This is a genomic window from Marinobacter fuscus (assembly GCF_003007675.1).
In the GTDB taxonomy this organism is placed as follows: domain Bacteria; phylum Pseudomonadota; class Gammaproteobacteria; order Pseudomonadales; family Oleiphilaceae; genus Marinobacter; species Marinobacter fuscus.
The window spans coordinates 1-20,128 of sequence record NZ_PXNP01000016.1 but is presented as its reverse complement, the minus strand read 5'-3'; the positions used below and the strand labels follow the sequence as shown (position 1 = coordinate 20,128).

The window sequence follows — 20,128 nt, the reverse complement described above, 5'->3', positions numbered from 1 at the left end:
CAGGCAGCGACTGAGCGGAGCTTCGGCTTCTTTGTTATGACTTGTGTGGCTTACCGGAGGTTCCTATGGAACTCGACCCTCTCATCCTATCGCGAATCCAGTTCGCGTTCGTGGTGTCATTTCACGCCATTTTCCCGGTTTTCACCATCGGGCTTGCCTCTTACATTGCCGTTCTCGAGGGCCTTTGCTTCAAAACCGGCAATCCGGCCTGGACGAAACTTTCCGGTTTCTGGACTAAAGTGTTTGCGGTGGTTTTCGGGATGGGGGTGGTCTCCGGCATCGTGATGTCGTTCCAGTTTGGTACCAACTGGAGCAATTTTGCACAGGCCTCCGCCAACTTCCTCGGGCCCATGCTCAGTTATGAGGTAATTACCGCCTTCTTCCTGGAGGCAGCGTTTCTGGGCGTTCTGCTTTTTGGGCGCAACAAGGTGCCTGCGGGAGTACATCTGTTCGCCGCCATTATGGTTGCCACCGGCACCTTCATTTCGTCGTTCTGGATTTTGTCTGCGAACAGCTGGATGCAGACTCCGGCCGGCGTCGAACTTCGCGAGGGTGTTTTCTATGTAACCTCCTGGACAGAAGCCATTTTTAATCCGTCGTTCCCTTATCGCTTCATGCATATGGTGCTGGCTTCCTTCCTGACCGGTGGCTTTGTGGTCGCGGGGGTCAGCGCCTGGTACCTGCTGCGGGGCCGCGAGGTGGAAGCCAACCGCAAGGCCTTGTCCATGTGCCTTTGGCTGCTGCTGATTATTGCGCCAACCCAGGCGGTGGTGGGTGATTTCCATGGTCTGAGCACGCTGGAACACCAGCCCACCAAGGTAGCCGCCATGGAAGGGAACTGGGAAACCTCACGCAATGTGCCTTTGTTGCTGTTCGCCATTCCTGACCAGGAAAACCAGACCAACCACTTTGAGATTGGTATTCCGAGTCTGGCGAGCCTGATTCTGACCCACGACTGGGATGGGGAAGTTCCCGGGCTGAATGAGGTTGCGGTTGAGGAGCAACCGCCGGTGGCCGTGGTGTTCTGGTCGTTCCGGATTATGGTTGGCCTGGGCGTGCTGATGATTCTGTTTGCCATTACCGGGCTGCTGCTGCGCCCCGGTGGCCGCCTGTATGAAGCCCGCTGGTATCTGCAGGGGCTTCGGTTTATGAGCATCACGCCGTTTATTGCGGTACTCACTGGCTGGTTCGTGACTGAGGTCGGGCGCGCACCCTGGCTGGTGTACGGCATGATGACCCATGCCGAGTCGGTTACGCCCTCGCTGACCGGCGGCATGGCCCTGTTTACCCTGATTGGATACGTGGTGGTGTATTCGCTGGTGTTCAGTGCTGGCGTCTATTACCTGATGCGGGTGCTCTATGTCGGGCTTGAAGACAAGGATCATCAGGAGAATGCGTCCGATCGCCCGGCCCGGCCTCTGTCTGCGGCCCATGTTCCATTTGAAATGGAGCCACTGAAAAGTGCACCGGCACAACCTGCCAACAAGGGAGGCCTGTAATCATGGTACTGTTTGATATTGCCTTTATCTGGGCATGCATTATCGGCTTTGGCATCATCATGTATGTGCTGATGGACGGGTTCGACCTGGGCGTGGGGATTCTGTTTCCGTTTGCTCGCAGCGAGACGGATAGGGATACCATGATGAACTCGGTGGCACCGGTCTGGGATGGCAACGAGACCTGGCTGGTGCTCGGTGGCGCCGGGTTACTGGCGGCCTTCCCCATGGTTTATTCCATCTTCCTGCCTGCGCTGTACATCGGGGTCTTCCTGCTGCTGGCGGGCTTGATCTTCCGGGGCGTGGCCTTCGAATTCCGCTTCAAGGCCCGCACCTCCCGCTACCTCTGGAACTGGTCGTTTGCCGGTGGCTCTACTATCGCCGCCTTCGCCCAGGGTGCCGTGGTGGGTGCCTACATCCAGGGTTTTGAAACCGCCAATGGCGTGTATGTGGGTGGCGCTCTGGATTGGTTTACGCCGTTTACCGTGCTCACTGGCCTGGGGATGCTCGCAGGTTACGCGCTGCTGGGCTCTACCTGGCTGATCATGAAGACAGAAGGCGCCCTGCAACAGTGGGCCTATCGAATCACCCAGCCGCTGCTGCTGGCGGTGCTGGTGGTCTTCGGTATTATCAGTGTCTGGACGCCCTTTGTAGACGACATGGTGCGGGAGCGCTGGTTCACCAACCTTAGCGTTATCTGGGTACTGCCTGCCCTCACCCTGCTGTGCGCTTTCCAGATCTGGCGTTCGGTTCGTAACCGCTTTGAAGGTATGCCCTTCGTTGCCACCATGGGCCTGTTTATCACCACCTACCTCGGATTGATTGCCAGCAAGTGGCCCTACGTGGTGCCGCCGAACTACACTCTGTGGGAGGCAGCCTCGGCCTACGATTCGCAACTGTTCCTGCTGCTTGGCCTGCTGTTTGTCATTCCCATTGTGCTGGTATACACGGCCTGGACCTACTGGGTGTTCCGGGGCAAGGTGCGTGCCGGGGAGGGTTATCACTAAGTGTCTGCTTCCGCCGGGCCCAAGGTCAAAGACTGGCTCTCGGGCCTGGCCCGCGACAGTCAGAAGTGGATTCGTGCCACCGTCGCCGCCGGAATGATTGCCGGGCTGGCCACCATTGCCCAAATGGTGCTGCTGGCCTGGGTGGTGCATGAAGGTGTGATCGAAAAAACACCGGTCGCCGAGCTGGTACCGGCATTTCTGACACTGCTGGCGGTGCTCGTGATTCGGGCGGCTGGCCAGGGGCTGCAAACTCGTTTTGCCGCCCGCTGCAGTGAGCAGGTGCGCCGAGGTGCCCGCCGCCAGTTGCACCGGCACTGGCAGGCGCTGGGGCCGGTAAGGCTGGCAGATACCTCTTCTGCATCCCTGGCCCGGGAATGGCTGGATCATACAGAGGCCCTGCACGGCTACTTCGCACGCTACCTGCCCCAGATGTTGCTGGCGGTGATTATTCCCCTCGTCATTCTGATTCTGGTGTTCTGGCTGGACTGGCTCGCCGGTATTTTTCTGGTGCTGTCTGCACCACTGATTCCACTGTTTATGGCACTGGTGGGTATGGGTGCTGAAAAGCTCAACCAGCAGCATTTTGAAACCGTCAGTCGGCTCTCTGGCCAGTTTCTCGACAAAGTTCGTGGGCTTACCACTCTGCAGCTATTCGGCCAGACACAGGCCGCTAGCCGAACCCTGGCGGTCCGCTCTGACCAGTATCGGCAGATCACCATGAAAACCCTGAAAGTAGCGTTTTTGTCGTCCGCGGTGCTCGAATTTTTTGCCTCTGTGGCCATTGCGGTGTTGGCGATCTACATCGGTTTTGGCCTGCTTGGCTACATCCAGTTCGGGCCCAGTACCGAGCTTACCCTGTTCAGCGGCCTGCTGATTTTGTTGCTGGCGCCGGAATTTTTTCAGCCATTACGTACGCTGTCCCAGCATTATCATGACCGGGCCGCGGCACTGGGCGCGGGGGCCGAAATCCTTGCCCGCCTGGCGCAACCGGTGCCAAACGGAGATCGGCCGGAACCCTCAGTGGCCAATTCGTCCCGGGACATCCGCTTCAACGGTGTTACGGTTGCGTATGACGATGCACCGGTTTTGTTTGAAGGGCTGGATCTGCGCCTGAGTGCAGGCGAAGTAACCGCACTCACCGGCCCGTCTGGCGGCGGCAAGTCCACCCTGCTCCATCTACTTGCCGGGTTCGTGCAGCCGACTGCCGGAAGCATTGATGTGCTTGGGCAGCCACCCGGTACCGATGCATTTGGCTGGCTCGGGCAGAAGGGCTTCTGGGTTCAGGGAAGCTGGGCCGAGAACCTTCGGCTCACCACCCCGGATGCCACTGATATCGCTATAGAAAGCGCGCTGCGGCAGGTTGGTCTGGGCGAACTGTTGGACAGCCGGGAGGATGGCATTCACAGCCTGATTGCCGAGGATGGTCAGGGGTTGTCTGGCGGCCAGGCGCGGCGCTTGAGCCTGGCCCGGATCTTCCTGGCCGATTATCCGCTTATTCTGCTGGATGAACCCACCGCAGGGCTGGATGCCACCAGCGAGATCCTTGTACTGGATGCGCTGCACAAGCTCAGTGCGGCGGGTAAAACAATCATCTTTTCCACCCATCACCAGGCCCTGCTGGCCATTGCCGACCGGGTGTTGATTGTCGATTCCGGGGAGGTTCGGGATGCCTGACCTAAAACCCTGGCTGGCTCTGATCTTTCGGCGCAGAGGCCGTCTGGTGAATGGCGCCCTGCTGCTGTTGGGCACCCTGTTGTCCGGGATTGGCCTGCTGGCCCTGTCTGGCTGGTTTCTCACTGAAACCGCGCTGGTGGGTCTTCTTCTGGCCGCGGGCGTGCAGGCGAGCATCAATCTGTACGTTCCGGGCGGAGGCATCCGGTTTTTTGCGGTCTCCCGCACGGTATTCCGCTATCTGGAACGGGTGTACAACCATAATACCGTTTTGCAGCTGCTCACGGATATCCGAGTCGCCTATTTCGACCAACTTGCGGCGCGAACCGGCAGTGAACGCCGGGCCCGCACCGGCGCCCAGTGGCTGTCCCGCCTGACTGCCGATGTTGATGCACTGGACACCCTGTACCTGAGATTGATTGCGCCCGCCTCGCTGGCAGCACTGGTTACACTGGTTCTGGCCGGTCTGGTGTGGCTGCTGCTTTCCGGGCCCATCGCGTTGGTGGTCGCGGCCCTGCTCGGATTTGCCTTTGTTCTGTCCAGCTGGCTGGTCTATCAGCGAACCCGGCAGTCGTCCGGGCAACTGAATGACCGACAGGAGAACCTGCGTAGCGAGTTGGTTGAACATCTGGAAGGCTTTGCCGAACTCACCGCCGCCAACCGCACCGGCAAAACCACCGCCCGCCTGATGCGCCGAAGTATCGAACTGGCGCGCTCTCAGGCCCGCATCGATACTCGCACCGGCTGGCATCAGGCCGGTGCCCAATTGTTGATTAACCTGGCCGCAGTACTCAGCCTGTGGCTTGGTTTTTATCTGTTTGAACAGGGTGTAGTGACCGGCCCCGTGCTGGTTCTGGTGCCTATCGCACTACTGGGTCTGGCAGAAGTCTACGCTATGCTGCCGGAGGCCTTCGGCAAGCTTGGCGCCACCCGGGCTGCCGCCAGACGATTGAGCACCGACAGCCGGGCCGTAGCGGAAACTACGGGCACATCGCGATTAAGGTCTGAACCGTTGACTGGCGGCTTGCGGGCCCAAGACATTACCGTGGGTCACCCCGGCCAGGCTCCGTTGCTGACTCATTTTTCACTGGAGTTGGACGCTGGCAACACGGTGGGGATCGTTGGGGTGTCCGGCAGTGGCAAGTCGACGTTGGCGGATACGCTGGCGGGTATGATACCTCCTATGGCCGGACACGTAGATTCCGAAGCGGTCGCCTACCTTACCCAGAGCACGATGATTTTTGAAGATACGGTAAGAGCCAACTTGCTACTGGCAAATCCGGGCGCTGATGATGGCGCACTCTGGCGCGTACTCGAGCTGGTGGAACTGGCGGAACGCCTGGCCCAACGGCCGGAAGGCCTGGACACCTGGCTGGGCAGCGCAGGTAGCCGCTTGTCTGGGGGCGAGGCCCGGCGCCTGGCTCTGGCCCGGGTACTCTTATCGCCAGCGCCGGTGGTGATTCTTGACGAACCCTTTACCGGCGTGGACAGTGCTACCAGGGAACGGGTGTCACCCGCGCTGAGCCGCTGGCTTGAAGGCCGCACTGTCGTGTGCCTGGGCCACGGGCCGGAAGCCTTGCTGGCCTCCGACCGGGTGCTCCACCTTTAGCGGGTTTCCAGCACCTCAAACGCCAGCCCGGCTTTTGACTGCAAGCGCTCAAGCAGTTTGCCATTGAGTGCCGAGGCAGGTGTCCAGAAGCCGCCTTTAACATCCTCCGACAGGTCAAACGCCAGGCACAGTCCGGCTTCACCCAGCATTTTGGAGGTTGAGCCATAACCGGGATCCCGGTCACCGGTCACTTTGGTGATGATACTCTTGCCATCCCGGGTGTGGCCGACAAAGCGGATGTCGTAAAAGCCATTCTCTTGCTGCTCTTCGGTTGGCCCCTCGCCCGGCTTTGGCACCAGTTTTTCCACCACCCAACGGGTTGGCTTGATGGCCGACGCCGTAAAAAAGGCCCCGAGCGCCCCAACAATGCCATAGGCGGTCAGTCGGCCTTTGATACCCTTACCCGTCATGATGGCTTCATCGTAGGTGAACTCCTTCCCGTAGCTGGCACCCAGCAGTGCATTGGAACGGTGAACCACCCGGGTATTGATGGCCCCCATCACAAAAGGCGCCAGCCAGGCGTTGAAGGTACGGTCGAACTCCGCGGATTTGATGCTCGGCTGGCGCTTTTGGGATCGGTGATCCGTTGGGCAGATCGAAAATGGATTGGCCAGTTCCTTACGCAACGCCGGGCTGGCGCCCACCTCTTTGGCAATGTTGATCATGGAGGCCACGGTGCCACCCGACAGGCCACCCTTGGCCACCTTCACCCGCATCCGGACATCCTGACAGGGTTCACCAAAAGTCTGTTGCGCCTGCTGCTGCAGGAACCACACACCCATATCGGAGGGTATGGAATCGAACCCGCAACAATGAACAATCCGGGCACCCGATGCCTGGGCCTGGTCCTGGTATCGCTCAATCATCCGGCGAATCCACTGCACCTCACCGGTCAGATCGCAGTAATCGGTGCCAGTCTCAGCACAGACTTTCACCAGGGGTTCACCATACAGCGCGTAAGGCCCAACCGTGGAAATTACCACGCGAGTCTGGTCGCACAGGCTGCGCAGTGCGGTTTCATCGGCTGCATCCGCCAGAATGACCGGCAACGCCTGGGCTTTGCTGCCCAGTTTTGTTTTCAGGGCTTTGAGCTTGCTGTCCGAACGTCCGGCAATGGCCCAGCTTACTTCACCGTCAACGCCATAGTTGGTCAGCAAATACTCAGCCAGTATCTGGCCGACAAAACTGGTGGCGCCAAACACAACAAGGTCATACCGGGCAGCATTGTTTTCACTCATCTTTTGATCCTTGTTCAAACAAATGTATGAGCCGATGGTAACAGGTTTGCCAATTGGGCGACTTTCCTCATGGCACCTGCCCAGCCGTCCGCTCGGCCAATCGTTTATCTTGCCAACTGCGGCACACTCTGCGGCTTTCAAAGCGAGGACTTGCCAATGACGCTTTTTCTGACGCTGGTCAGTTTGCTTCTTCTTGCAACTTCTACATTCCTCGGTTGGCAACTGCTCGAACAACGCAAGCTGATCGAGCGCATCCAGCGGGATCAGGACACCGACACCAACCCGTTACCGGAACTGGTACTAACCCTGAAGGTACAGAACCCTCTGGCGATCGCCAAACGGGAATCCAGGGCTGGCCGCATGCTGGCAGACCGACTACCGGGAATGATTCGGAAGATGGTCTATAAGGAGGTAATGAAAGAGTTGGCAAAAGAGCTTAAGGAGCGGGAGATTGAAGTAGAAATGAATCTTGAGTACCGCTAACGGGCAAAGCCGAAAAACCCCTTGTACCAAAAACAAAGAAGGCGCCCTGAGGCGCCTTCTTTAGCAGAACTTGCAGAAGGTTACAGAGCCTTCTTCAGTTCCTCTTCCAGCTGCGGTACCGCTTCAAACAAGTCCGCAACCAGGCCATAGTCGGCCACCTGGAAGATCGGTGCTTCTTCGTCCTTGTTGATCGCAACGATCACTTTGGAGTCAGACATACCGGCCAGGTGCTGAATGGCACCGGAGATGCCCACAGCAATGTACAGCTGGGGAGCAACGATTTTACCGGTCTGGCCAACCTGCATGTCGTTCGGCACAAAGCCAGCGTCTACCGCCGCACGGGATGCACCAACGGCAGCGCCCAGCTGATCAGCAACCTGCTCCAGCATTTTGAAGTTGTCGCCGTTCTGCATGCCACGACCACCGGAGATCACGATACCGGCCGAAGCCAGATCCGGGCGATCAGACTCGGCCTTCTCTTCGCTTACGAAGGCAGACAAGCCAGCGTCTTTTACCACGTCAAGCTGCTCAACGGAGGCAGAGCCACCTTCCGCAGCGACCGGGTCGAAACCTGTCGGGCGCACCGTCACAACCTTGATGCTGTCGCTGGCTTTAACCGTGGCGATAGCATTACCGGCATAGATCGGGCGCACGAAGGTGTCTTCAGACTCAACACGGATGATGTCCGATACCTGGGCAACGTCCAGCAGCGCCGCAACCCGCGGCATGAAGTCCTTACCGGTAGTACCGGCAGACGTCAGGATATGGCTGTAACCTTTACCAACTTCGGCAACCAGCTCAGACAGGTTTTCCGCCAGAAAGTGGCCGTAAACCGCATTGTCTGCGACCAGAACCTTGTTGACGCCTTCTGCCTTGGCAGCGGCTTCTGCGATGGCGCCTACGTTTTCACCGGCAACCAGCACGTCGATGTCGCCACCGATGGCCTTGGCAGCCGCTACAACGTTCAGAGTAGCCTGTTTCAGGCTGCTGTTGTCGTGTTCAGCAATTACCAGGATGCTCATTTAGATCACCTTCGCTTCGTTCTTCAGTTTGTCTACCAGCTCAGCAACGTCTGCCACCTTGATACCCGCCTGGCGTGCTGCCGGGGCTTCGACTTTCAGGGTGGACAGGCGAGCGGCTACTTCAACGCCCAGATCAGCCGGAGATACAGATTCCAGCGGCTTCTTCTTGGCTTTCATGATGTTCGGCAGAGACGCGTAGCGAGGCTCGTTCAGACGCAGGTCTGTAGTAACAACCGCAGGCAGGTTCAGCGCAACGGTCATCAGGCCGCCGTCGACTTCGCGGGTTACGTTAACCTTGTCACCGTCAACCGCCACTTCAGAAGCGAAGGTGCCCTGGCCCATGCCAGTCAGCGCCGCCAGCATCTGGCCGGTCTGGTTGTTGTCGGAATCGATGGACTGTTTGCCCAGAATAACCAGCTTGGGCTCTTCCTTCTCAACAACCGCTTTCAGCAGCTTGGCAGCTTCGAGAGACTGTACTTCTTCGTCTGTCTCGATGTGAATGCCACGGTCTGCGCCCAGCGCCAGAGCGGTGCGAATCTGCTCCTGGGAAGCCTTGGGGCCAATGGATACCACAACGATTTCGCTGGCAACGCCCTTCTCTTTCAGACGAACGGCTTCCTCGACTGCGATTTCACAGAACGGGTTCATTGCCATCTTGACGTTGGCGAGGTCCACACCGGTGTTGTCCGGCTTAACGCGTACCTTCACGTTGTAATCGATAACTCGTTTTACAGCGACCAGAACCTTCATAGATTCCTCGTTCTTTCTACGATGGGTTTAATGACTCGCAATCCTTGACGGAGAGCCCGCTAACTAAAGCGAAATAATACTGCAGGCTCAAATTTGCGGGGTCAATAGCCCCATCCAACGCGCCAGGACTGCCTATACAGCCAATACGACCGGGTTGACCCGGCCAGGCAATGAGACGATACTAAAAATCGACTCAAAACACACGACATTTCGGTGTTTACGTACAATGCCAAAGGATAGCGGCAATTTCAAACAAACGTTTGTTTGATTTTTGAAATGCGTTATGATTTTGCCATAGACAGCCGTAATTCGCGGTTTTGAGCCATCGTCTATCCCCTGTTTTGGCGGTACGATGGCGTTACTTATAAAAGCCTGCGGGCGACCATAATTCATTAAAAGCTGTTTGAGGAGACCAACGTGGAACGCGAATCGATGGAGTTTGATGTTCTGATCGTCGGCGGCGGCCCTGCTGGACTGTCTGCTGCCTGCCGCGTCATGCAACTGGCACAGGACGCGGGCGAAGAACTGACCGTTTGTGTCGTGGAGAAAGGCTCCGAGATCGGTGCGCACATCCTCGCCGGTACGGTGTTTGAACCCACCGCGCTGAACGAGCTATTCCCGGACTGGAAAGAGAAAGGCGCGCCGTTGAACACACCGGTTACCCGGGACGACATTTTCCTGCTGAAAAACCAGGAAAAAGCCACCAAGGTGCCTAACGCCTTTGTGCCCAAGAACATGCACAACCACGGCAATTACATCATCAGTCTGGGTAACCTGTGCCGCTGGCTGGCCGAACAGGCCGAGCAGCTCGGCGTTGAGGTGTACCCCGGTTTTGCCGCCTCGGAAACCATCGTTGAAGATGGGCAGGTAAAAGGCATTATCACCGGCGATATGGGTGTGGCCCGCGACGGTTCCGAAAAAGACGGCTATATGCCGGGTATGGAGCTGCGCGCCAAATACACCCTGTTCACCGAGGGCTGTCGTGGTCACCTGGGCAAGCGCCTGATCAACGATTTCAAGCTGGATGAAGGCAAAGACCCTCAGCACTACGGTATCGGTATCAAGGAACTGTGGGACATCGACCCGGCCAAACACGAGCCCGGTCTGGTCGTACACACCACCGGCTGGCCGCTGAATGAATCCGGTTCCACCGGCGGTTCCTTCCTGTATCACCTGGAAAATGGCCAGGTATATGTCGGCCTGATTACCGACCTGTCTTACAGCAACCCGCACCTGAGCCCGTTCGAGGAATTCCAACGCCTGAAGCATCACCCGGAGGTGAAAAAGTATCTCGAAGGCGGCAAACGCGTGGCCTACGGTGCCCGCGCCATTGCCAAAGGCGGCTACAACGCTCTGCCAAAAATGAGCTTCCCGGGCGGCCTGCTGCTGGGTTGCGACGCAGGCACCCTTAACAGCTCCAAGATCAAGGGTTCGCACACCGCCATGAAGTCTGGCCTGCTGGGTGCCGAAGCCGTGTTTGAAGCGCTGAAGGAAGGCAAGTCTGGCGAGGAAATCACCAGCTTCCAGAAACGCTTTGAAGACAGCTGGCTGTACAAAGAGCTCTACGCCGAGCGTAACTTCGGCCCGGCCATGCACAAGTTCGGTAACATCGTGGGGGGCGCCATCGCCTTCTTCGAGCAGAACATTCTGCGCGGCAGCCTGCCGATCACCTTCCGTGATACCACGCCGGACCACGCAACACTGAAGCCCGCTGCCGAGTGTAAGCCGATCAACTATCCGAAACCGGATAACAAGCTGACCTTCGATCGCCTGTCGTCGGTGTTTATTTCCAACACCAACCACGAGGAAGATCAGCCGGTTCACCTGAAGCTGACCGACCCGGACATTCCGCTGCGGGATAACCTGCCGAAGTACGACGAGCCAGCACAGCGTTATTGCCCGGCGGGCGTGTACGAGGTGGTTGAGAAGGACGACGGCAGTGGCAAGAAGTTCCAGATCAACGCGCAGAACTGCGTGCACTGTAAGACCTGTGACATCAAAGACCCGGCCCAGAACATTACCTGGGTAACGCCGGAAGGCGGCGGTGGGCCGAACTACCCGAACATGTAAATATAAGCTCTCTTAAAACGGCCCAATCGGGCCGTTTTTTGTTCTGATTGGTCAGACAATGAGCAATATTGAGTTAAATCAATAATCACACGTTTTATGAGGAAATTGTCGAGCGCTCTCCGAACATCGCCAGAAACAGCTGCTATAACTATCTAAATTCGTCGGTTTGGAGCCCTTCCTGCCGACACCTGTTTCGGCCGAAGGAGGTGTGATATGAAGCTTTGGAAACTCAAGCGCCGGGATTTTCTCAAGGGGCTGGGGGCGACAGCCACGGGTGCTGTGGTCAGCGGTAATGGCTGGGCACTGAACCGGCTGGAGCCCATTGCCAACACCCTGAATACCGAATACCCCTACAGAAGCTGGGAAGATCTCTATCGCAACGAGTGGGACTGGGATCACATCGGCCATGCGGCTCACTGCATCAACTGCATGGGCAACTGCGGCTGGAACGTCTATGTGAAAGACGGCCTGGTTATCCGCGAAGAGCAGATCGCAAAGTACCCTCAGGTAAACCCGAACGTTCCCGATGCCAACCCCCGGGGCTGCCAGAAAGGCGCCATCCACTCTACCGCCATGTATGAAGCCGATCGCCTGCGCTATCCCCTGAAGCGTGCCGGTGAGCGCGGTGAAGGCAAGTGGCAGCGAATATCCTGGGATCAGGCCACGGAAGAAATTGCCGACAAGATCATCGATATCTTTGAAAAATACGGCCCGGGCAAGCTCAAAACCCACCAGGGCTCCGGCAACCAGACCATGGTGCGCCAATCCGGCCCCAGTCGCTTTGCCTCGCTGGTGGGCGGCATCCAGTTGGATGGCTTTACTACCGTGGGCGATCTGATCACCGGCGCCCACCTAGCCTACGGCAACCCCCTGGAAAGTTTCACCTCCGACGCCTGGTTTGATGCAGACTATATCCTGCTGGGCATGATCAACCCCAACGCCACCCGCATTCCCGATGCCCACTACGTGTGGGAGGCCAAATACAACGGCGCCCGCATTGCCAGCACCGCACCGGACTACAACCCCAGCTCCATTCACACCGATCTCTGGATGCCAATCAAACAAGGCTCCGACCCGTTCCTGGGCATGTCCTTCGTGAACGTGATTATCGAAGAACAATTGTACCGGCCGGAGTTCATGAAAGAGCAAACCGACCTGCCCATGCTGGTGCGCACCGACAATGGCAAGCTATTGCGGGAGAGCGATCTGGTCGACGGCGGCTCGGAAGAGGTGTTCTATCACTGGGATCTGAACAACAAGGGGTCGCCTCAGAAAACGGAAAATAAAGCACGCTAAGCCGGTTGCAACGGTCGTAGCGGCCTGAACTTGCCCGCGCCGATCTTGGCGCTGCTGCGCCAGAGGTAATCGCCGGTCAGGTTGATGTGTTCCCAGCCGAGCGGCGACAGGTATTGCAATAGCGCGTCATCGACAGCATGCCCGTTGCCACGCAACGCATGTGCTGCGCGCTCCAGATAGACCGTGTTCCACAACACGACGGCCGCCGTCACCAGGTTGAGGCCGCTGGCCCGGTAGCGCTGCTGCTCGAAGCTGCGGTCGCGGATTTCGCCCAGACGGTTGAAGAATACGGCGCGGGCCAGCGCGTTGCGCGCTTCGCCCTTGTTCAGTCCAGCGTGGACGCGGCGGCGCAGCTCCACGCTTTGCAACCAGTCCAGGATGAACAGCGTGCGTTCGATGCGCCCCAGCTCGCGCAGGGCGATGGCTAAGCCGTTCTGGCGCGGATAGCTGCCGAGTTTCCGAAGCATCAGCGAGGCTGTCACCGTGCCCTGCTTGATCGAGGTCGCCAGCCGCAGAATTTCATCCCAGTGGGCACGAATAGCCTTGATGTTCAGCCTGTCGCTGCTAATCATCGGTTTGAGCGCGTCATAGGCGGTATCCCCCTTGGGGATGAACAGCTTGGTGTCGCCCAGGTCACGGATGCGCGGCGCAAAGCGGAAGCCCAGGAGATGCATCAGGGCAAAGACGTGATCGGTGAAGCCTGCCGTGTCGGTGTAGTGTTCCTCGATGCGCAGGTCGGACTCGTGGTACAGCAGGCCGTCAAGTACATAGGTCGAGTCGCGCACGCCGACATTGACCACCTTGGTGTGGAACGGCGCGTACTGGTCGGATATATGGGTGTAGAAGGTTCGCCCAGGGCTGCTGCCATATTTCGGGTTGATGTGACCGGTACTCTCGGCCTTGCTCCCGGTTCGGAAGTTCTGGCCGTCCGACGATGACGTGGTGCCGTCGCCCCAGTGTTCGGCGAAGGGATGCCGGAATTGGGCGTTCACCAACTCGGCCAGCGCTGTCGAATAGGTTTCGTCGCGGGTATGCCAGGCTTGTAGCCAGGCGAGCTTGGCGTAGGTCGTGCCGGGGCAGGACTCGGCCATCTTGGTCAGGCCCAGGTTGATCGCGTCGGCCAGGATGGTGGTCAACAGCAGATTTTTGTCCTTGGCCAGATCGCCCGATTTCAGGTGCGTGAAGTGGCGGGTGAAGCCCGTCCACTCATCGACTTCGAGCAGCAGTTCGGTGATCTTGACGTGTGGCAGGATCATGGCTGTCTGGTCGATCAGCGCCTGCGCGGTGTCGGGTACCGCCGCATCCAGCGGCGTGATCTTCAGGCCCGACTCGGTGATGATCGCATTCGGCAGGTCGTTGGCCGCTGCCATGCGGTTGACCGTGGCAAGCTGCGCTTCAAGCAGCGTCAGGCGGTCGTGCAGGTACTGGTCGCAGTCGGTGGCCACGGCCAGCGGCAATGCGCTGGACTGCTTGAGGCTGGCGAACTTCGCGGGCGGCACCAGGTAGTCCTCGAAGTCCTTGAACTGGCGCGATCCCTGCACCCAGATGTCGCCCGAGCGCAGCGAGTTCTTCAGCTCGGACAGCGCGCACAGCTCGTAGTAGCGCCGGTCGATACCCGCGTCAGTCATCACCAGCTTCTGCCAGCGCGGCTTGATGAAGTCGGTCGGGGCATCGGCAGGCACTTTGCGGGCGTTGTCGGTGTTCATGCCACGCAGTACCTCGATGGCATCGAGCACGTTCTTGGCGGCGGGTGCGGCCCGCAGCTTGAGCACGGCAAGGAATTCCGGCGCGTAGCGGCGCAAGGTGGCGTAACTTTCGCCGATGCGGTGCAGGAAATCGAAGTCATCGGGCTGAGCGAGCTTCTGCGCCTCGGTGACGCTTTCGGCGAAGGCATCCCAGGACATGACGGCCTCGATGGCGGCGAACGGATCGCGGCCAGCTTGCTTGGCCTCGATCAGCGCCTGGCCGATGCGCCCGAACAGCCGCACCTTGGCGTTGATCGCCTTGCCGGATGCCTGAAACTGCTGCTGATGCTTGTTTTTGGCGGCGTTGAACAGCTTGCCCAGGATGCGGTCGTGCAAGTCGATGATTTCGTCGGTGACCGTGGCCATGCCCTCGATGGCCAGCGCCACGAGGGTGGCGTAGCGCCGTTGCGGCTCGAACTTGGCTAAGTCGGCGGGCGTCATCTGGCCACCCTCACGGGCGATCTTGAGCAGGCGGTTCTGGTGCACCGACCGCTCGATACCGGAAGGCAGATCGAGCGCCTGCCACGCCTTGAGGCGTTCGATGTGTTCCAGCATGTGCCGCGAGTTCGGTTTAACCGGCGACTGGCGCAGCCAGGCCAGCCAGGTCGTCTTGCCGTTGTCCCGGCGCCTGAGCAGATCGTCGAGGCGGCGGCGATGCGTGTCCGACAGTGGTTCGGCCAAGGCGTCATAGATGCGCCGGTTGGCGCGAGTGATGGCCTCGGCGCTAGCGCGCTCGATGGCGTTGAGCGCGGGCAGGATGATCGACTGTCGCCGCAGATGCTCAACCAAGGTGCTAGCCAGCACGATGCCTTTGTCGGTTTGCATGGCCAGGTCGGTCAGCGTGTGCACGGCCTGCCGGTAGTGGCTCATGGTGAACGGCTGGAAGCCAAACACCGTTTGCAGCTCGACCAGGTGCTCGCGCCGGGTCTGCTCCCGCTGCCCGTAGTCGTCCCAGCTTTCGACGCCGACCTTGAGCTGGTCGGCGACCAGTTTCAGTAGGGGCAAAGACGGCGCCTGATCGACACCAAGGAAGATTCCGGGAAAGCGCAGGTAGCAGAGCTGCACGGCAAAGCCCAAGCGATTCGCAGGCCCGCGCCGCTGGCGGATGATGGAGAGATCGGTATCGCTGAACGTGTAATGTCGAATTAGGTCGTCCTTGGTGTCCGGCAACGCCAACAGGCTTTCCCGCTCGGCGGCGGACAGTATGGAACGACGAGGCATATTTATTGATCCAATTTCAAGTATTGATACAGGGTCTCCCGGCTGACACCAAATTCACGGGCCAGCTTCGCTTTTTGCTCGCCCGCCGTGACGCGCCGTTTCAGTTCAGCAATCTGTTCACCGCTCAGAGACTTCTTTCGGCCTCGGTAGGCTCCGCGTTGCTTAGCGAGCGCGATGCCTTCGCGCTGCCGCTCACGGATCAAGGCCCGCTCGAATTCGGCGAATGCCCCCATGACCGACAGCATCAGGTTCGCCATCGGTGAATCCTCGCCGGTGAAGGTCAGGCTTTCCTTGACGAACTCGATGCGCACGCCGCGCTTGGTCAGCTTTTGTACGAGGCGGCGCAAGTCATCGAGGTTGCGCGCCAAGCGATCCATGCTGTGAACCACCACGGTGTCGCCTTCGCGCACGAAGGCCAGCAGCGAATCAAGCTCGGGCCGCTGGGTGTCCTTGCCCGACGCCTTGTCGGTGAACACCCTGCCGACTTCGACATGCTCCAGTTGCCGCTCCGGGTTCTGGTCGAAGCTGCTGACCCGGACGTAGCCGATGCGTTGACCCTGCAAGATACCTCCAAATACGAAAGTGTCAGGAAGAAATCTATGACCTTTCGCCGCAGGTGTCAAGAAACACAAAAGTTAACTCTATTCTGACGTTGCTGTCGTTTTCAGAAGACGGCTGCACTGAACGTCAGAAGCCGACTGCACTATAGGGGGTCGTTTGCGGGAGGGGGCGGAATCCTGCGCTAAGGCTTTGGCCAACGATATTCTCCGGTGAGATTGATGTGTTCCCATCCAAGCGGCGAGACATGGGCCAGCATATCGGGCGATAGCAGCTTTCCGTCTCGTTTCTGGCTGGCGACGACTTCGCCGAGCTTCATGGTGTTCCAGAAGATAATGATCGCGGCCAGCAGGTTCATGCCGGCGATCCGGTAGTGCTGTCCTTCGGCGGACCGGTCGCGGATTTCTCCCCGGCGATGGAAGCTGATGGCCCGTTTCAGCGCATGATGCGCTTCACCCTTGTTGAGACCGATCTGGGTCCGGTGTTGGAGTTCGGCATCCAGAATCCAGTCGATCATGAACAGGGTTCGCTCGACGCGGCCGACTTCCCGCAGGGCCGTCGCGAGTTCGTTCTGCCGCGGATAGGAGGCGAGTTTCCGCAGGATCTGGCTCGGCGCGACGCTCCCGGCCGCGATGGTGGCGGCGATGCGCAGGATGTCGGGCCAGTTGCGCTCGATCATGGCCTGGTTGATCTTTCCGCCGATCAAGGCCCTCAAGTGCGCCGGCGCGGACGAAGGATTGAACGCGTAGAGGCGCTTGGACGGCAGATCCCGGATACGAGGGGCGAACCGATAGCCGAGAATGGCGCACGCGGCAAAGACGTGATCGGTGAAGCCGCCCGTGTCGGCGAACTGCTCGCGGATATGGCGGCCGGCATCGTTCATAAGCAGTCCGTCGAGAATATAGGGTGCTTCGCTCGCCGTCGCGGGAATCACCTGGGTCGCGAACGGCGCATATTGATCCGAGACGTGGCTATAAGCCTTCAAGCCCGGTGTATTGCCATATTTCGCATTGACCAGGTTCATGGCCTCGCCTTGCTCGGTCGCCGCGAAGAATTGTCCATCGCTTGATGCGGAGATACCCGCGCCCCAGAATTGAGCCATAGGTAGTGCCGCCTGCGCCTCAACCACCATGGCCAGCGCCCGGTCGTAGGCTTCGCCCTCGACATGCCACCGTCCAATGCGGATCAACTCCCAGAAGGTGTGGGTATTGGTGGCGTCCGCCATCTTGCGCAAGCCGAGATTGATCCCTTCCGCAAGGATGACGTTCATTAGCCCGATCCGGTCCGCGCAGGGCGCTCCCGTGCGCAGGTGGGTGAATGCTTCACAAAAGCCGGTCGCGGCATCCACTTCCAATAAGAGATCGGTGATACGTGTCGGCGGAATCGCCTTGTAGAGATCGAGAACCATATCTTCGGCGCCGGGCGGCGCGGCAGCTTCGAGCTTCTCGATATGCAGGATCCCGTTTTCGATGGACCCGCCAGGGATCGTGCCGGCGCGAGTAGCGCGGCCAAGCTCGCGCAACCTGATATCAAGGCGAGCTTGCCTGTCTGCCAGCCATTCCTCCGGCCGCAATGGCACGGCGAGGCGGCCGCTTTCCGCCACGGCCTGAGCAGGTACGAGTGCGTGCTTCAGATCACCGTAGCGCCGGGACCTCGCCAGCCAGACATCTCCGGAGCGGAACGCATCGCGCAGATGGAACAACACCGCGATCTCCCAGAGGCGGGTATCGCCGGCCGCCTGACCACGAAGATGACGATGCCATTTCGAGCTCGGCCGCAGAAAGGCGGTATGCGGAGCATTGTTCAAACCGGTGCGCAGGGCTGTCACCGCTTCCAGAAGCTGCTGCGCGACAGGGGCAGCCCGAAGATCGAGCAGGCGCAACATGCGAGGAGCATACCGGCGGAAACGGTGATAGCCATCGAGTACATGATTGAGCGGATCGTCCGCCATGGTGGCCGTCAGTCTGGTTGCTATCGCGACAAGGGTTTTGAAGCCGTCCCAGCCTGATCCGCTCGCGATAACGTCGCCCAATGGCTGGCCATCATCCTGGGCATCGACCAAGGCTCCGCCGATTTCAGCGAAGGATTTCAGGGTGTCGCGCACCGCGTTCGCTTCGTTGGTGATCTTGGCCTGGCAAATCCTTTCCGACGCCCGGTAGAGCCTGCCCACGATCCGGTCGTGGGTTTCGACCATGGCATCGGCAAGCATCGCCTGCCACTCCGATGCGCAGACGGCCAGAATTGCAAGCCGCCTGTCCTCCGGGAGATCGCGCATACCATCGGCATAATACCGCTCGCCCTGCCTGCGCAGACGTGTCACCCTATGGGCAGGAACACCGGCCAGCAGATCCTCGGGAAGATCGACACGTTGCAGATATTCCAACCTGTCGAGCAGCCGGTTGGCCGACGAAGAGTTCGAGCCTGGCTCGAACTGACGCAGCCACACGAAGCGGGTCACCCGATCGTCGGCCGTTTCCTCAAGCAATGCCAGTAACTGTTCCCGGATCGGTATGGGCAAGCGACCGGCAATCCGCGTCTCGATTTGCCGCTCAGCATCGACCAGAGCCGTGGCGCAAAGCCGCTCGATCGTGGATGTCGCGGGAAGAACCGTGCGGGTGCGTCGGCACTCGGTCACGAAGCTACGGGCAATGTCCTCGTTCGACACCGCCAGTTCGGCTTCCCGGAACAGCCAGTCCTTCAGCTCGCGTGCTCCACGTCCGGAGAAGGTGCGGAACCCATAGAGCGCCCGCAACTCGGCAAGATGCTCGTGCCGCGTCTCCTCGCGGGAGGCATAATCAACGAGATCATCGGCGCCAAGGCCGAGTTGCGCTCCGATGAACTCGACCACCTCGGCCGGGATCAGTTCGCCCGGAGCCAGCACCCGGCCGGGATAGCGCAGGACGCATAATTGCAGGGCGAAGCCGAACCTGTTGTGAGCGCGCCGACGTTGCCTGATGTGGCCGAGATCTTCATCGCTCAGCGTATAATGCTTCAGCAAATCCGCCTGCGAGGTCGGCAGGCGCAACAGCGCGTCCTTCTGCCGATCGGTTAGAGTGACGCGACGCGGCATCAATGTTCCTTTGGCTCTGTTGCAAAGATTGGCGGCAGTCAGAGGTAGGCTGTCGCTCTGCGCCGATCAGGCGGCTGCTGCGAAATGGTGGTTGAGCATGCCCATGGCCTCCGTCAGCGCCGAGGGCCCAATGCCAAAAGCTCTCTCCACAAGGCGCACCTCGCCCCTGATGCCGGGCTGCAGGCACCAGGGGCGAGCCTGTCCTTTGCGCAGGGCTCGCATGACTTCGAATCCCTTGATCGTGGCATAGGCCGTGGGGATCGATTTGAAACCGCGCACCGGCTTGATCAGTATCTTGAGCTTTCCGTGATCGGCCTCGATCACGTTATTGAGATACTTCACCTGCCGGTGGGCCGTCTCCCGGTCCAGCTTTCCTTCGCGCTTCAATTCGGTGATCGCTGCACCATAGCTCGGCGCTTTGTCGGTATTGAGCGTGGCAGGCTTTTCCCAGTGCTTCAGGCCTCGCAGGGCCTTGCCCAGGAACCGCTTCGCTGCCTTGGCGCTGCGGGTCGGCGACAGGTAGAAATCGATCGTGTCGCCCCGCTTGTCGACTGCCCGGTACAGGTAGGTCCACTTGCCCCGCACCTTGACGTAGGTTTCATCCAGGCGCCAGCTCGGATCAAAGCCACGCCGCCAGAACCAGCGCAGCCGCTTCTCCATCTCCGGGGCGTAGCACTGGACCCAGCGATAGATCGTCGTATGGTCGACCGAAATGCCGCGTTCCGCCAGCATTTCCTCAAGGTCGCGATAGCTGATCGGATAGCGACAATACCAGCGCACCGCCCACAGGATCACATCACCCTGGAAATGGCGCCACTTGAAATCCGTCATCGTTCCGTCCGTCCAATCTCCGCCAAGCATGCTCAAGCTTCACGATTTTTGCAACAGAGCC

General features: G+C 59.4%; 14 protein-coding genes. 7 read left to right on the top strand and 7 right to left on the bottom strand.

The window, feature by feature from the left end; all coding sequences use genetic code 11:
• Nucleotides 1-65: 65 nt before the first annotated feature.
• The 4 genes from C7H09_RS04400 to cydC are packed head-to-tail and all read left to right on the top strand — an operon-like array spanning nucleotide 66 to nucleotide 5,783.
• The gene (locus C7H09_RS04400; protein ID WP_106761406.1) at nucleotides 66-1,499 is read left to right on the top strand and encodes a cytochrome ubiquinol oxidase subunit I; all 1,434 of its coding nucleotides are present in this window, start codon (nucleotides 66-68) and stop codon (nucleotides 1,497-1,499) included.
• Between the two features lie 2 nt (nucleotides 1,500-1,501).
• Complete coding sequence (gene cydB, locus C7H09_RS04395; protein WP_106761405.1) at nucleotides 1,502-2,503, top strand: cytochrome d ubiquinol oxidase subunit II; 1,002 nt, start codon at nucleotides 1,502-1,504, stop codon at nucleotides 2,501-2,503.
• A complete protein-coding gene (cydD, locus tag C7H09_RS04390; protein ID WP_106761404.1) occupies nucleotides 2,504-4,177 on the top strand; it encodes a thiol reductant ABC exporter subunit CydD in 1,674 nt (557 codons plus the stop codon). It abuts the gene before it with no gap.
• Entirely contained in the window at nucleotides 4,170-5,783 is a 1,614-nt protein-coding gene (gene cydC, locus C7H09_RS04385) for a thiol reductant ABC exporter subunit CydC (RefSeq protein WP_106761403.1), read from the top strand. The genes cydD and cydC overlap by 8 nt, the downstream gene beginning before the upstream one ends.
• On the opposite strand, the gene C7H09_RS04380 is transcribed toward cydC, so the two are convergent.
• On the bottom strand, nucleotides 5,780-7,021 hold the full coding sequence (locus tag C7H09_RS04380) for a saccharopine dehydrogenase family protein (protein ID WP_106761402.1): 1,242 nt from the start codon (nucleotides 7,019-7,021) through the stop codon (nucleotides 5,780-5,782). The two genes, cydC and C7H09_RS04380, sit on opposite strands and share 4 nt — an antisense overlap.
• Nucleotides 7,022-7,177: 156 nt before the next feature.
• Between C7H09_RS04380 and C7H09_RS04375 the strand changes: the two genes are divergently transcribed.
• A complete protein-coding gene (locus C7H09_RS04375; protein ID WP_106761401.1) occupies nucleotides 7,178-7,504 on the top strand; it encodes a hypothetical protein in 327 nt (108 codons plus the stop codon).
• 80 nt (nucleotides 7,505-7,584) lie between these two features.
• Here the strand turns inward: C7H09_RS04375 and C7H09_RS04370 are convergent, their stop codons facing one another.
• Together C7H09_RS04370 and C7H09_RS04365 are read right to left on the bottom strand one after the other, a co-directional pair.
• A complete protein-coding gene (locus C7H09_RS04370; protein ID WP_106761400.1) occupies nucleotides 7,585-8,526 on the bottom strand; it encodes an electron transfer flavoprotein subunit alpha/FixB family protein in 942 nt (313 codons plus the stop codon).
• Entirely contained in the window at nucleotides 8,527-9,276 is a 750-nt protein-coding gene (locus tag C7H09_RS04365) for an electron transfer flavoprotein subunit beta/FixA family protein (protein ID WP_106761399.1), read from the bottom strand.
• 417 nt (nucleotides 9,277-9,693) lie between these two features.
• On the opposite strand from C7H09_RS04365, the gene C7H09_RS04360 reads away from it, so the two are divergent.
• The gene (locus C7H09_RS04360) at nucleotides 9,694-11,346 is read left to right on the top strand and encodes an electron transfer flavoprotein-ubiquinone oxidoreductase (protein ID WP_106761398.1); all 1,653 of its coding nucleotides are present in this window, start codon (nucleotides 9,694-9,696) and stop codon (nucleotides 11,344-11,346) included.
• A gap of 213 nt (nucleotides 11,347-11,559) precedes the next feature.
• Nucleotides 11,560-12,642, top strand: a complete 1,083-nt coding sequence (locus C7H09_RS04355) for a molybdopterin-dependent oxidoreductase (protein WP_206074266.1) — start codon at nucleotides 11,560-11,562, stop codon at nucleotides 12,640-12,642.
• Here C7H09_RS04355 and C7H09_RS04350 read toward each other — a convergent pair.
• From C7H09_RS04350 to C7H09_RS04335, 4 genes are all read right to left on the bottom strand, one after another.
• Complete coding sequence (locus C7H09_RS04350) at nucleotides 12,639-15,608, bottom strand: Tn3 family transposase (RefSeq protein ID WP_026383935.1); 2,970 nt, start codon at nucleotides 15,606-15,608, stop codon at nucleotides 12,639-12,641. The genes C7H09_RS04355 and C7H09_RS04350 overlap by 4 nt on opposite strands.
• A gap of 2 nt (nucleotides 15,609-15,610) precedes the next feature.
• On the bottom strand, nucleotides 15,611-16,171 hold the full coding sequence (locus C7H09_RS04345; protein ID WP_003055107.1) for a recombinase family protein: 561 nt from the start codon (nucleotides 16,169-16,171) through the stop codon (nucleotides 15,611-15,613).
• 179 nt (nucleotides 16,172-16,350) lie between these two features.
• Nucleotides 16,351-19,236, bottom strand: a complete 2,886-nt coding sequence (locus tag C7H09_RS04340; protein WP_033990018.1) for a Tn3 family transposase — start codon at nucleotides 19,234-19,236, stop codon at nucleotides 16,351-16,353.
• A gap of 66 nt (nucleotides 19,237-19,302) precedes the next feature.
• A complete protein-coding gene (locus C7H09_RS04335; RefSeq protein WP_001389365.1) occupies nucleotides 19,303-20,067 on the bottom strand; it encodes an IS6-like element IS6100 family transposase in 765 nt (254 codons plus the stop codon).
• Between the last annotated feature and the right edge of the window lie 61 nt (nucleotides 20,068-20,128).

Coding starts and splice junctions, on each gene's coding strand:
- C7H09_RS04400 (WP_106761406.1), top strand. CDS start 66: ATGGAACTCGACCCTCTCATCCTATCGCGAATCCAGTTCGCGTTCGTG.
- cydB (WP_106761405.1), top strand. CDS start 1,502: ATGGTACTGTTTGATATTGCCTTTATCTGGGCATGCATTATCGGCTTT.
- cydC (WP_106761403.1), top strand. CDS start 4,170: ATGCCTGACCTAAAACCCTGGCTGGCTCTGATCTTTCGGCGCAGAGGC.
- C7H09_RS04380 (WP_106761402.1), bottom strand. CDS start 7,021: ATGAGTGAAAACAATGCTGCCCGGTATGACCTTGTTGTGTTTGGCGCC.
- C7H09_RS04375 (WP_106761401.1), top strand. CDS start 7,178: ATGACGCTTTTTCTGACGCTGGTCAGTTTGCTTCTTCTTGCAACTTCT.
- C7H09_RS04370 (WP_106761400.1), bottom strand. CDS start 8,526: ATGAGCATCCTGGTAATTGCTGAACACGACAACAGCAGCCTGAAACAG.
- C7H09_RS04365 (WP_106761399.1), bottom strand. CDS start 9,276: ATGAAGGTTCTGGTCGCTGTAAAACGAGTTATCGATTACAACGTGAAG.
- C7H09_RS04355 (WP_206074266.1), top strand. CDS start 11,560: ATGAAGCTTTGGAAACTCAAGCGCCGGGATTTTCTCAAGGGGCTGGGG.
- C7H09_RS04350 (WP_026383935.1), bottom strand. CDS start 15,608: ATGCCTCGTCGTTCCATACTGTCCGCCGCCGAGCGGGAAAGCCTGTTG.
- C7H09_RS04340 (WP_033990018.1), bottom strand. CDS start 19,236: ATGCCGCGTCGCGTCACTCTAACCGATCGGCAGAAGGACGCGCTGTTG.
- C7H09_RS04335 (WP_001389365.1), bottom strand. CDS start 20,067: ATGACGGATTTCAAGTGGCGCCATTTCCAGGGTGATGTGATCCTGTGG.